Genomic DNA, 12,469 nt, shown 5'->3' on the forward strand with positions numbered 1-12,469 from the left:
TCTGCCTGCTCGATTGCAGCTCGGCGACACCGACGGATTCGACCTGCTGGTCGAGTTCCGTGCGGCGTATCCCGCGCTGCCGATTGTCGTCGTGTCGGCGGCCGATCAGCGTTCCGACGTGTTGCGAGCCATCGATCTCGGCGCGATGGGGTTCGTGCCCAAGGTGGCGAGCAACGAGACCCTGTTCGAGGCGTTGCGCATGGTGATGTCGGGCGGCATCTACGTGCCGCCGACGATCATGCGCACCCGCCGCGAGCCCGAAGCGACACCCGACAACGACCGTCGTCGCGGGCCGAGCTGGGGCGTGCAACCGCGCTCAGGCGCCGGGCCCCTTCCGCTCAAGCCCGGGGCCCCGCTCGCCGCGCTCGGCCTCACGCCGCGCCAAACCGACGTGCTCGCGCTGCTGCTCGAAGGTCAGCCCAACAAGGTGATCGCTCGCCAGCTCAACCTGTCCGTCGAAACCATCAAGGATCACGTCGCCGCCGTGCTCCGCATCCTCAACGTCAGCACCCGCACGCAGGCGGTGCTGGCGATCAGCGAGATGTCGCAGCAAGCGAACTTGATTGCTTGGCGGGAGGCGCGGCAGAGAGAGCCGCGCGACAAGTAGGTCCGGGCGATCAGCTCAGCCGGGCAGCGGCTGGAGCGTGCGGCGCGAGTTCTTCAAGTACGCTCCTCACCGAGCGCCCGTCATAAGGGTCTACGAGCGTGGCTGCAAAACCTTCCCGCCGCCCAGCGCCGTATTCGTCTCCGGCCAGCGCGACGAACGCGGTTTGCACGTTGAGCCCTAACGCGGCACGCACCTCGGTAACAAACTGGGCAGCGTCCTTTTTAGGCAGCGCCAGATCTACGAAGACCAAACCGTAGTTACGGAGCGCCAGACGGTTCGCAGCGATGGCTGCCGAGCTGGCGACCTCGCATGTGATCCCTGCCTCTTCAAGCAAACTCGGGAAGCGCGACCTCAACCGATCGCGGTGGATGACTGCGAGAACGGGTGCACTTGTAATGCGCGAAAAGGAGGGAGCAGCGTGGACGTCAGCCACTTCGGCCGGAATGGCGATGCGGGAACTCGTTCCGCCCGAGCTGCCTCGCGGGGTTGTTACGCTGATCGAGCCGTCCAAATGGTCGACCAGCGTCCTGACGATGATCAGGCCCAGTCCGTGCGTGCGCGACCCTAGATCGTCACTCGACTCGATCGGAACCGACAGCGTTTCTAGTGCGGCCGCCGGCAACCCGGGCCCTGAATCCTCCACGCGGAAAACCACGCATCCCTGCGCGGGATCGTAGCCGTCGAGGTACACGGCGATGGATCCGCTCTCGATATGACGAATGGAGTTCATGACCAAATTTGTGAGAATCTGGTCGATGCGTGCTGCATCGGCGACCAGGAACAGCGGCTCGGGCGGCAGCACGACCGAGAGCTTCAGACCCTTCGCATCCGCCAGCTCCTGGGTCACGCCGGCTAAGGCGGAGACGAGTTCGCGGGCGTCGAAAACTTCCGGGCGAAGTTCAAGGCGACCGACTTGGCCGCGGGCGAGCGTCAACAGATCGCGCAGTTGCGCGTTCAGCAGGAGCGACGAACGACGTATCCGCGCAATCAGCTCGTCGCCGTCAGGCAACGCTCCGCGATGACGGTGCTCAAAGACGTCGAGGGTTGAGATGATCGCCTGCAGAGGGGATCGGAGCTCGTGACCGATCTTCGCTAGGAAGCTGCTCCGTGCGGCGACGTTTCGCTTAGCAGCCGCCAAACGGGCGCGCTCCTGCTCAATTTCGCGGACGCGGTGAATGCGATCGATCAAGGATACAAAGAACACGGGGATGAGCGCGATCATCAGAATATAGGACGCGGTGAGCTGAAAGTACAGCCGCCAGAAGTCATCCAGCAACAGTGCGGTCGCTGCGAGCAGGGTTGTCACCCACGTCAGATACATCGATCGAACCCCGAACCGGATTCCAGACTTCACGATGACGACCAGCAGAAACGGGTTCAGGAATGCGAACGTATCGGGGTCTTGAGCGAGCACTCCCGTCAGAAGCACCGGGTCGAGCAGAAGGCACAAGTACTGGCAAGCCACACACGCCGACGGTTTGGAACGCAAGCGAACCCAGTACCATAGTGTCCCTACGAAGTACCCGAGGGTGACCAAGACAAACCATCTAGAAACGCCGAAGGATTCACTCTGGAGAGCCTTTGCGCCCCAGAACAGAAGCAAGCCGCCGCTCACCAGCGCGCGCTGAGAAGCGCGTTCCTGCTCCTGCTCTCCTCGGTCGTCAATTTCGTGCGCCCCGAAGTAGCTTGCGAGTTTCATTGCCAAACCGCGTGCACCCTTCGGCGCGCGTTGGGTCGAGTCCGCGCTTCTCGATGAGTTCGTCATGTGCGAAATGCCTCGTCTGCCAAGCCCCTTTGCCGAGAACTTCCAGCGATTGAACCATACTCGTGGACCGAAGGCCTGACCGGTGCTCTCCAGGTGAGCAGTAACCCCAAGATGACTAACGAGACGCCGCCAAGCCCGGCAACAGAGATCGAGGTGCAGCGCGAGGTCATGCGTCTCGTGCTGCATAACTCGGCCCGCAGTGTTCCAGTCCAGATCGGCGCTGTCGTGGTACTGGTCCTTATCGGCGCGGAGAATGGGCGGTACCTTGCAGCCGGTGCAACCGCGGTGGTCGGCATTGCAGTCGCCATCTGGCGCCTTCAGATTTCACGCTGGTTTCAGCAAGGAGCACTGTCGAAGTATCAGTTACGCCGAGCACAGCTGCATCTCGAAGGTAACTCTCTTCTCTCGGGATGCATGTGGCTGATCAGCGCGTTTGGAATTTATGCGCATACCAGTGGGCAGACGGCGATCGCCTACATCATGTTCGCCTGTGGATCGGTGTGCGTGGCTGCCCTTTTCATGTCCCTCGTGGGCCGCTCCTTCCTGTTGCTCGCAATTCCGGAACTCGGCGGAATTATTGCAGTCACACTTGACGCAGGCGGTATTAGCGCCCTCCCACTGAGTCTCTTGACCGCCCTGTTCGGGTACACGATGTACAAGGCCTCTCGCAAGTTTACGGATACCACGGCAAGCGCCATTCGTCATCGTCTAATGGCAGAGTCGCTCATCGAGTCGCTGGCTGCAGCCAAAGAAGCGGCCGAAGCTGCCAACCGGGCGAAATCGCAGTTTCTTGCGACCATGAGTCACGAGATCAGGACGCCAATGAATGGTGTGCTGGGCGCGCTCGACTTGCTGCGCCACTCGCGGCTCGACGCGAACCAGCGAGCGCTCGTTCGAACTGCCGCCTCATCCGGTACGTCTCTTATGGCCATATTGAACGACGTGCTCGATCACTCAAAGATTGAGGCCGGTAAGCTCGCGCTCCACTCGGCGCCGTTCTCTCTTCGAGCCATGTGTGCTGCCGTAATCGGGCTTTTCGAGGCCAATGCCGAGGCCAAAGGCCTTTTGCTGCAGCTCGATTTTGATGCCGACACGGTGGATTGGGTGCTTGTCGACGGTCAGCGGCTAAAGCAGGTGGTTCTCAATCTGCTGGGCAACGCCATCAAGTTCACTGAGCGCGGCGAGGTGACTTTGCGCGTGAGTTCACGCCCGCATGGGGATGACCATCACCGCGTCTCATTCGAGGTGCTGGATACCGGCATCGGAATGACGCCCGACGCACTGACAGGGTTGTTTCAGCCGTTTCATCAGGTCGACGGCAAGCGCAACCGCCGCCAGAGTGGTACCGGCTTGGGGCTGGCGATCAGTCAGCGCATTGTGGAAGCAATGGGGGGACGCATCGTCGTGACGTCGAGTGTCGGCAGCGGCTCACGCTTTCATTTCTCCTTGCTTCTCGAGGCTGATCCGCAGCGTGAGCATCCGCCGGTGGCGGACTCGGCGATGGGTAGTCTTGACGCGTCCGGCACCGTCAGGGGCATTATCCTTCTGGTCGAAGACAACGAAGTGAATCGACTTATTGGAACGCAGACCTTGCATTCGATGGGTCTAGACGTCATCGAGGCGACCGACGGTTTGGAAGCGCTCTCCGTGCTTCAGGAACAGCACGTCGACTTGATTCTCATGGACTGCCAAATGCCCGTGATGGACGGTTATGAGGCGACGCGGGAGATTCGCAGGCGTGAGGCGGCGGCGGGCCGGGCGCGCACTCCCATTGTCGCCCTGACGGCGGATGCTTTCGACGACGATGCCGCGCGGTCTAGGCAGGCCGGGATGGACGCCCACCTTGCCAAGCCTTACACCCGAACCCAGCTGTTGTCGGTGATCAGCGCCTGGATCTGAAGCGCTCACTCAGGACAGGGCGGTCCACTCGGTGATGCCGGTGCGCTCTTCGCCCCATGCCGTGTCGAGTTCAATGCGCTTGATCTCTTCCACCGCGCCTTCCGAGCCTCCCCCGACTTTCTTGACCTGCGCCCTGGCAAGCCGCTCCATCAGGCGCAGGTCTCGATTGGTCAACCCGAGAGCCGATTCGGCCCACAGGTCGACGATGTCCTCGAGGTTCTTGAGAGAAATTGGAGAGGCGAGGCGCTGCGCGCGCAGCGCAGCCATCGTCCCGCGGAATTTGGTATCAACCGAATGGATGACGTACTCGATCGCGGATTCGCCAGCACCATCGTCGACCACCAGATCCACCATGCTGCGCCGGAACAGCTGATCCGCCGAGTAGAGGCGGCCCGACAGAATCATCTCGTTGGCGACCGCAAACCCTGCCTTTCGCACGGTGAAGTTCCACGCGCCCATGCCCGGGAAGAGGTTGAACAGCACCTCGGGAAATCCTGCTTGGGCGCTGCGCTCGAAAATGACCTTGTGAAAAGGCATGACCGATTCGAGCCCCCCGCCTAGGGTGTCACCCTGCACCAGAACGATGGTGTGCACGTTGCGCAGCGCGGCTTCCTCAAGCCACCAGACCATCTGGATGCACCGCCGGCCGTAGAGGCGCAGCGAGTCGACGTCCTGCGCGCGCACCAGAAGCACGAACAACGCTAAGTCGCCGCCGAAATTGAACACCCCGGCGACGTCCGACGACACGACGAGGTGCTTGATCAAACCGGGATTCGCGGAGATGTCATCGAGCACCCGCTGCATCTCGGAAATCCCCGCCAAGCTGAAGCACTGAATTGGGGTGACGCATGTTCGCACGCGCAAAAGTCTGAGGCTTTCGTTCCATGAGAGCCTCAAGAAGCGGTAGTGGCGCGCAAGCGCCGCAGGCGGTGGTCCGTATTCGACGGTCACGCTGCTTAGATCCCCGAGAAGATGCGCGTAACCATCTCGAAGTTCACGCGGGTCGAAGCGACGACGGCGCGCCGAGCAACTGGGTCTTCCACGGTGTTGAGGATCTCGCGCAAGTCCTTCATGTGCTCGGCATCGAGTTCCGCATGCGAGTTGATGAAGGATGTTCCCGCAGAACCTTCGAGCAGCAACGCTTCACGGATCGCCGAGCTGAAAGTGCCGCCGTAGACCGATGCGATCACCTCAAGGGTGTAGAGCATCCCGAGCGCGGAGCACGGGTGGCCGCGGTCCGCGCCCCAATAGTTGTAGCCAATGAGCGCGCGAGTCGTCGCGCACGCCTCGTACTCCGATACTGCGACCAAATCGACACCGACGGCGCGCAGATCGTTCGCGACCCACTGCTCGTGACCGCTTTCCTCCTGCATATGCGAGTAAAGGAAGTAGCGAACTTCGCGCTCCGAGTCCGCGATCCGACTGGCTGCAGCTGCGCAGATTGGATTGAAATGCCAGACGATCTGGTAGAGCTCGGATAGCAGGCGTCGATAGCGCTCGAGTGACATGCCTTCCGCCACCGCGGCAAGAATCACGGGATCTGTTTCAAAGCTTCTTCGAGCCTCGTCCGTCTGCAGGATCAACTCCGAAAAAAAGGCTGGCATGAGGTTCCAGTGTTGACGTAAGCGTCCGGCGGCGCCGTTTCGCTGCGGCAGATCCAACTCCTACAATGGTCTTCGAACCACTACACGCCCTCGGAATGCCTGTTCATCTGCAAGCCCCTGTCGCCTCGGATCTATACCCTGTCGCCGGTGTCGAGCTCGGCACTGCCAAGGCGGCGATCCGCAAGCCGAACCGCCGTGATCTGTTGGTGATTCGAGTGGCCGAGGGTGCGAGCGTTGCGGGGGTGTTCACGACGAACCGGTTTTCGGCTGCGCCGGTCCAATTGTGCCGCAGGCATCTGGCGGGGGAATACGGGGGGATCCGAGCGTTGCTCGTGAACACCGGCAACGCCAACGCGGGCACCGGCGCCGACGGGCTCGAGCGGGCGATGTCGACTTGCCGGGCGCTGGGTGGCCTGCTCGGCGTGGCCCCGGAGCAGGTGCTGCCGTTCTCGACCGGCGTGATCATGGAGACGCTGCCGAACGACCGCATCGAGGCGGGCTTGCCTGCCGCGATCGCCGACCTTGATCCGGCGCACTGGCTGGACGCCGCCGAGGCGATCATGACCACCGACACGGTGCCGAAGGCAGCGTCGCTGCAGGTGCGGCTCGGCGACCGGCTGGTCACCGTCACCGGCGTCAGCAAGGGCGCCGGGATGATCCGTCCGAACATGGCGACGATGCTCGGCTTCATCGCGACCGATGCCGCGATCGAGCCGCGCCTCCTCGACCAGCTGGTGCGCGAAGCGGCGGACGAGTCGTTCAACCGCATCACGATCGACGGCGACACGTCGACCAACGATTCGCTGGTGCTGATCGCGACGCAGCAGGCCGGCAACCCGCCGGTCGCTGACCTCGCCTCGGCCGACGGGCAGGTGCTGCGGCAGGCGATCAACGACGTCGCGGTCCGCCTCGCGCAGGCGATCGTCCGCGACGGCGAGGGCGCAACCAAGTTCATCACGGTGCGCATCGAGGGTGGGCGCGACGAAGCCGAGTGCCGCCGCGCCGCCTACGCAATCGCGCATTCGCCGCTCGTGAAGACGGCCTTCTATGCGAGCGACCCGAACCTCGGCCGCATCCTCGCGGCGGTCGGCTACGCAGGCATCGACGACCTTGATGCGACGCTGATCGATCTCTTCCTCGACGACGTGCGGGTCGTGACCGGTGGCGGGCGCGACCCCGCTTATCGCGAAGAGGACGGGCAGCGGGTGATGCGTCAGAGCGAGATCGTGGTCCGCGTCGAGCTGCACCGTGGCGGCGCGGCAACCAGCGTCTGGACCTGCGACCTCAGCCTCGACTACGTGAAGATCAACGCGGACTACCGCAGCTGATCGTGGCGGGCGGATGCGTGGCGCCCACGCTTCGCCCGACGTTTTTGTCCGCTTGCTTGCACTGCCCTGCCGGGAGCGTGGCACCGCCTGTTTCATCGCTGATCGGTGCCAGCGGGTGCGCTCAGCCTGCCGCGCGCTCGCCTTCAGACCAGTAGCTCCGCGCCCGGCGCGAACCGGTCGACCGCATCGGTGATCACGCCGTCGACGCCGCCGCTGCAGACGCGGACCGCTTCGGCCGGGTCGTTCACGGTGTAGACGAGGGCGCGCATGCCGATGGCGTGCAGTTGCTCGACCAGGGCCGCGTCCATCAGCGCCGATGCGGTGACGACGGCGACGCAGCCGAGCGCGCGTGCCTCGTCGAGCCAGCCGGCGCGCAGGCTGTCGAGCAGCAGCGCGCGTGGCAGCTCCGGCGCGGCCCGCTTCGCGGCGGCGAGCGCCGCCGGGCGGAACGAGCTCAGCAGGGGCAGCAAGGCCGACGGCGCCGCGCGCCAAAGCCGATCGGCGACCTCTGCAACCACCCCGCCGGTCCGCTCGTCATCGTCCGGGACCGGCTTGATCTCGACGTTGAGCGCGTGGCCGTTGCGCAGGCAGAAGGCCGTGACCGCGTCGAAGCTGGCCAGCGGCTCGCCGGCGTAGGCGCGGCTGTGCCAGCTGCCGGCGTCGAGCCGCGAGAGCTCGCCCCAGGTCAGCGCCCCGGCATCGCCGCGGCCGGAGGTCGTGCGCTCGAGCGTGGCGTCGTGCAGCAGGAACGGCACGCCGTCGGCGGACAGCTTCACGTCGCACTCGAATGCGCGATAGCCGTGACCGGCGCCGAGCCGGAACGCCGCGAGCGTGTTCTCCGGAGCGAGCTTGCCGGCGCCGCGATGCGCGATCCAGCGCGGGTAGGGCCAGGTCGCGCCGTCGAGGCCCGCCGTCATGAACCCAGCCGCTCCGACGTGCTCGCGTCGAACCAGTGCAGGTGATCGGCCGTGACCGCGAGGTTGACCACCGAGCCGATCTCTGGGTGCGCCTCGGTCGCGTCGAGTCGCGCGGTGAAGAGCGTGTCGCCGATGGCGCCGTAGATCAGCCGCTCGGCGCCCAGCATCTCGATCGCCTGCACGCGCAGCGGCCAACTCGTCGGCGACGCCGTGAAGCCGAGCTCGACGTGTTCGGGCCGCACACCGAGCACGAGCTCGCCGCTGCGCGGCGGCGCTGCCGGCAGGGCGAGCGGCTGCCCGCCGACCTCGAAGCCGCGTTCGGACGCGCGCCCGCGCAGCAGGTTCATCGGCGGCGAGCCGATGAAGCCGGCGACGAAGGTCGTCGCGGGGCGGTGGTAAACCTCGTCGGGAGTGCCGATCTGCTCCATGCGGCCGGCGTTCATGACGATCATCCGCTCGGCCAGCGTCATCGCCTCGACCTGATCGTGCGTGACGAACAGCGACGTGGTGCGCAGCTCGCGGTGCAGGTTCTGGATCTCGAGGCGGGTCTGCGCGCGCAGCTTGGCGTCGAGGTTCGAGAGCGGCTCGTCGAACAGGAACACCGCCGGTTGACGCACGATCGCTCTACCCATGGCGACGCGCTGGCGCTGGCCGCCCGAGAGCTCGCGCGGGCGGCGCTGCAGCAGGGCACCGAGCTCGAGGATCTTGGCCGCCTTGTCGACGCGGGCGCGGATCTCCGCAGCAGGAACCTTCTTGATCTTCAGCCCGTAGGCCATGTTGTCGAACACGCTCATGTGCGGATAGAGCGCGTAGTTCTGGAACACCATGGCGATGTCGCGACCCGCGGGCTCGACGTCGTTGACCACGCGGCCGGCGATCGCGATCTGCCCGCCCGAAATCTCCTCGAGGCCGGCGACCATGCGCAGCAGCGTCGACTTGCCGCAGCCCGACGGCCCGACGATGACGACGAACTCGCCATCGGCGATCTCGGCGTTGACGCCGTGGATGACCTGATTCGCGGTGGCGCCACGTCCGTAGCGCTTGACCACGTCCCTTATCGAGATGGCGCCCACGGCTCCCCTTCGTGCATCGGCTCGTGCATGTTCATTTCTCGGTGTCGACCAGGCCCTTGATGAACCAGCGCTGCATCAGGATCACGACGATCGCGGGCGGGAGCATGGCCAGCAGGGCGGTCGCCATCACGACGTTCCATTCGTTGGCGGCGTCGCCGCCGGCGATCATCCGCTTGATGCCGATCACGACCGGGTACATGTCCTCGCTCGTCGTCGCCAGCAGCGGCCAGAGGTACTGATTCCAGCCGTAGATGAACTGGATCACGAAGAGCGCCGCGATCGACGTCTTGGAGAGCGGAACCAGGATGTCCTTGAAGAAGCGCATCGGCCCCGCGCCGTCGATGCGGGCCGCCTCGACGAGCTCTTCCGGCACCGTGAGGAAGAACTGGCGGAAGAGGAAGGTCGCGGTCGCCGACGCGATCAGCGGAACCGTGAGGCCGGCGTAGCTGTTGAGCATCCCGAGGTCGGAAACGACCTTGTAGGTCGGCATGATGCGCACTTCGACCGGCAGCATCAGCGTGATGAAGATGGCCCAGAAGAAGAAGCCCTTGAGCGGAAACCGGAAGTAGACGATCGCGAACGCCGAGAGCAGCGAGATCGCGATCTTCCCGATCGTGATGACGAGCGCGGTGACCAGGCTCACCCACATCATGCGGGCGACCGGCGCCGTCGAGCCGGCGCCCTCGCCGCCGCCGAGCAGCGCGGTCTTGTAGGTCTCGATCAGGTTGCCGCCCGGCAGCAGCGGCATCGGCGCCTGCACGATGTCCTGCGCGGTGTGCGTCGAGGCGACGAACGCGAGGTAGAGCGGGAACATCACGATGAAGATGCCGAGCAGCATCACCACGTGGCTCAGCACGCGCAGGAACGGACTGCGGTCAACCATGATGCGATCGGCGGGCAGGCGTTTGGGGGTGGCCCATCTAGTACTGGACCTTCTTCTCGACGTAGCGGAACTGCACCACGGTGAGGGCGATGACGATTGCCATCAGCACCACCGACTGCGCCGCGGAGCCGCCGAGGTCGCCGTTCTTGAAGCCGTCGTTGTAGACCTTGTAGACCAGGATCATGGTGTCCTGGCCGGGGCCGCCCTGCGTGGTGGCATCGACGATCGAGAAGGTGTCGAAGAACGCGTAGACCACGTTGATGACGAGCAGGAAGAACGTGGTCGGCGAGAGCAGCGGGAACTGGATGCTCCAGAAGCGCCGCCAGGCGCCGGCACCGTCGATCGCGGCCGCCTCGATCAGCGACTTCGGGATCGACTGCAGGCCGGCGAGGAAGAACAGGAAGTTGTACGAGATCTGCTTCCAGACCGCCGCGATCACGATCAGCGTGACAGCATGGTTCGAGTTCAGCAGGTAGTTCCAGTCGTACCCGAGGCTGCGCAGGCCATAGGCGACGACGCCGAGCGTCGGCGAGAACAGGAACAGCCACAGCACGCCGGCCACCGCGGGTGCGACGGCGTAGGGCACGATCAGGAAGGTCTTGTAGACGAGCTCGCCGCGCACGATGCGATCGGCGAACACGGCAAGCATCAGCGAGATGGCGATGCCGAGGGCGGCGACGAGGACCGAGAAGAACGCCGTGATCTTGAACGACTGCAGGTAGGCCGGGTCGGCGAACAGGGCGCGGAAGTTCGCGAGGCCGACCCACTGGGTCGACATGCCGAACACGTCCTGCTCCTGGAACGACTGCAGCAACGCCTGGCCGGCGGGCCAGAAGAAGAACACCGCGATGACGATGACCTGCGGCGCCAGCAGCACCCATGGCAGCCAGGCCGACTTGAAGAGGACGCGTTTTTCGGCTGCCACGGGCGCGAGTCTAGCGTTCCCCCCGCCGCGCCGGCAGGGGAGGTGTAGGAGGTTCGAAGCGGCCCGCGGCGGGTGCGCCGCCAGGCCTCAAGCGACGTCGGGGCGGGCTCGGGCGGGGTCAGCCGGGTCGCGCGAGCCCGCCCGGACCGTCAGCCCTTGTTGGCGCGCTCGAAGCGCTCGAGCTGGTCGTTGCCGCGCTGGATGGCGGCGCCGAGCGCTTCCTTGGCGGTCTTCTTGCCGGTCCAGATCTGCTCGGTCTCCTCGTCGATGATCGTGCGGATCTGGTTGAAGTTGCCGAGGCGAATGCCGCGCGACTTGTCGGTGGTCTTGCGGATCATCTGCGTCACGGCGACGTCGGTGCCGGGGTTCTGCTTGTAGAAGCCGGACTTGTCGGTCAGCTCGTAGGCGGCCATCGTGACCGGGAGGTAGCCGGTGCGCTTGTGGCTCGCGGACTGGACGTCGGGCTTCGACAGATAGTTGAAGAACGCGGCGACGCCCTTGTAGGTGTCGGCCGATTTGCCGTTCATCACCCACAGGCTCGCCCCGCCGATCACGGTGTTCTGCGGCGCGCCCGGCACGTCGGGGTAGTACGGCAGCGTGGAGATGCCGTAGGCGAACTTGGCTTCCTTGCTGACGCGCGAGTACAGGCCCGACGAGGCCGTCTGCATCGCGCACTCGCCCGACGGGAACGCCACGTCGGCCTTGTTCTCGCGGCCCTTGTAGACGAACAGGCCCTGCTTGGCCATGTTGGCCAGGTTCTCGAAGTGACGGATGTGCAGCGCCGAGTCGAAGGCGAGGCGGGCGCTCGGGCCGCCGAAGCCGTTGTTTTGCGTCGCGAACAGCACGTTGTGCCAGGTCGAGAAGCTCTCGAGCTGGGTCCAGCTAATCCAGCTCGTGGTGAACGGGCACTTGTGGCCGCTCGCCTTCAGCTTGGCCGCTGCGAGCACGACCTCGGGCCAGGTCTTGGGCGCCTTCTCGGGGTCGAGGCCGGCCGCCTTGAAGGCGTCCTTGTTGTAATAGAAGATGGTCGTCGAGCTGTTGAGCGGGAAGCTCAGCATCTGGCCGTTCGGCGCGGTGTAGTAGCCCGCGACCGCCGGCACGTAAGCCTTGGCGTCGAACTTCGCGCCGCCGGTGGTCATGACCTCGCCGACCGGCTTGATGGCGCCCTTGGCGGCCATCATGGTCGCGGTGCCGACCTCGTACACCTGCAGGATGTCGGGCGCGTTGCCGGCGCGGAACGCCGCCATCGCCGCCGTGAAGGCTTCGCCATAGGTGCCCTTGTAGGTGGGCACGACGACGTACTGGTTCTGGCTGGCGTTGAATTCCTTGGCCAGGTCGTTGACCCATTCGCCGAGCGGGCCGCTCATGGCGTGCCACCACTGGATCTGGGTTTGCGCCTGCGCCGAGGCGAGCGGCATCAGCACGCCGGCGGCAGACAAGAGAACGAGCGACTTGAACTTCATTGAAC

Annotated in this window: 11 protein-coding genes; 3 read left to right on the top strand and 8 right to left on the bottom strand. The window is 64.9% G+C overall.

Annotated elements, in window-relative coordinates; translation table 11 throughout:
* Nucleotides 1–13 precede the first annotated feature (13 nt).
* A complete protein-coding gene (locus HQN59_RS08255; RefSeq protein WP_246294770.1) occupies nt 14–607 on the top strand; it encodes a response regulator transcription factor in 594 nt (197 codons plus the stop codon).
* A 10-nt stretch (nt 608–617) separates the two neighbouring features.
* Here HQN59_RS08255 and HQN59_RS08260 read toward each other — a convergent pair whose 3' ends face one another.
* The gene (locus tag HQN59_RS08260; RefSeq protein ID WP_176068002.1) at nt 618–2,306 is read right to left on the bottom strand and encodes an ATP-binding response regulator; all 1,689 of its coding nucleotides are present in this window, start codon (nt 2,304–2,306) and stop codon (nt 618–620) included.
* A 177-nt stretch (nt 2,307–2,483) separates the two neighbouring features.
* Between HQN59_RS08260 and HQN59_RS08265 the strand changes: the two genes are divergently transcribed.
* A complete protein-coding gene (locus HQN59_RS08265; RefSeq protein ID WP_176068004.1) occupies nt 2,484–4,271 on the top strand; it encodes an ATP-binding protein in 1,788 nt (595 codons plus the stop codon).
* 9 nt (nt 4,272–4,280) lie between these two features.
* Here HQN59_RS08265 and HQN59_RS08270 read toward each other — a convergent pair whose 3' ends face one another.
* Both HQN59_RS08270 and HQN59_RS08275 read right to left on the bottom strand, forming a co-directional pair.
* Nucleotides 4,281–5,222: a crotonase/enoyl-CoA hydratase family protein gene (locus tag HQN59_RS08270; RefSeq protein WP_176068006.1), complete on the bottom strand. Its 942-nt coding sequence runs from the start codon at nt 5,220–5,222 to the stop codon at nt 4,281–4,283.
* Between the two features lie 5 nt (nt 5,223–5,227).
* A complete protein-coding gene (locus HQN59_RS08275; RefSeq protein WP_176068008.1) occupies nt 5,228–5,932 on the bottom strand; it encodes an iron-containing redox enzyme family protein in 705 nt (234 codons plus the stop codon).
* 38 nt (nt 5,933–5,970) lie between these two features.
* Between HQN59_RS08275 and argJ the strand changes: the two genes are divergently transcribed.
* Nucleotides 5,971–7,203, top strand: coding sequence for a bifunctional glutamate N-acetyltransferase/amino-acid acetyltransferase ArgJ (gene argJ / locus HQN59_RS08280; protein ID WP_176068010.1), 1,233 nt, complete (start codon nt 5,971–5,973; stop codon nt 7,201–7,203).
* 143 nt (nt 7,204–7,346) lie between these two features.
* On the opposite strand, the gene ugpQ is transcribed toward argJ, so the two are convergent.
* The 5 genes from ugpQ to ugpB all read right to left on the bottom strand — a co-directional run bounded on the left by ugpQ (nt 7,347) and on the right by ugpB (nt 12,464).
* Nucleotides 7,347–8,120 (bottom strand): glycerophosphodiester phosphodiesterase, encoded by a 774-nt coding sequence (ugpQ, locus tag HQN59_RS08285; protein ID WP_176068012.1) that lies wholly within the window; start codon nt 8,118–8,120, stop codon nt 7,347–7,349.
* The gene (locus HQN59_RS08290) at nt 8,117–9,193 is read right to left on the bottom strand and encodes a sn-glycerol-3-phosphate ABC transporter ATP-binding protein UgpC (RefSeq protein WP_176068014.1); all 1,077 of its coding nucleotides are present in this window, start codon (nt 9,191–9,193) and stop codon (nt 8,117–8,119) included. Before HQN59_RS08290 ends, ugpQ begins: the two co-directional genes overlap by 4 nt.
* A gap of 31 nt (nt 9,194–9,224) precedes the next feature.
* Nucleotides 9,225–10,076 (bottom strand): sn-glycerol-3-phosphate ABC transporter permease UgpE, encoded by an 852-nt coding sequence (gene ugpE / locus HQN59_RS08295; protein WP_176068016.1) that lies wholly within the window; start codon nt 10,074–10,076, stop codon nt 9,225–9,227.
* Nucleotides 10,077–10,113: 37 nt separating this feature from the next.
* Nucleotides 10,114–11,001, bottom strand: a complete 888-nt coding sequence (gene ugpA, locus HQN59_RS08300; protein WP_176068018.1) for a sn-glycerol-3-phosphate ABC transporter permease UgpA — start codon at nt 10,999–11,001, stop codon at nt 10,114–10,116.
* Nucleotides 11,002–11,150: 149 nt separating this feature from the next.
* On the bottom strand, nt 11,151–12,464 hold the full coding sequence (ugpB, locus tag HQN59_RS08305; protein WP_176068020.1) for a sn-glycerol-3-phosphate ABC transporter substrate-binding protein UgpB: 1,314 nt from the start codon (nt 12,462–12,464) through the stop codon (nt 11,151–11,153).
* Between the last annotated feature and the right edge of the window lie 5 nt (nt 12,465–12,469).

The organism is Rhizobacter koreensis (genome assembly GCF_013366375.1).
Taxonomy (GTDB): Bacteria; Pseudomonadota; Gammaproteobacteria; order Burkholderiales; family Burkholderiaceae_C; genus Schlegelella_A; species Schlegelella_A koreensis.

Bases quoted from the DNA above. Each gene is read 5' to 3' on its own strand.
- HQN59_RS08260 (WP_176068002.1), bottom strand. From the start codon at position 2,306: ATGAAACTCGCAAGCTACTTCGGGGCGCACGAAATTGACGACCGAGGA.
- HQN59_RS08265 (WP_176068004.1), top strand. From the start codon at position 2,484: ATGACTAACGAGACGCCGCCAAGCCCGGCAACAGAGATCGAGGTGCAG.
- argJ (WP_176068010.1), top strand. From the start codon at position 5,971: ATGCCTGTTCATCTGCAAGCCCCTGTCGCCTCGGATCTATACCCTGTC.
- ugpQ (WP_176068012.1), bottom strand. From the start codon at position 8,120: ATGACGGCGGGCCTCGACGGCGCGACCTGGCCCTACCCGCGCTGGATC.
- ugpE (WP_176068016.1), bottom strand. From the start codon at position 10,076: ATGGTTGACCGCAGTCCGTTCCTGCGCGTGCTGAGCCACGTGGTGATG.
- ugpB (WP_176068020.1), bottom strand. From the start codon at position 12,464: ATGAAGTTCAAGTCGCTCGTTCTCTTGTCTGCCGCCGGCGTGCTGATG.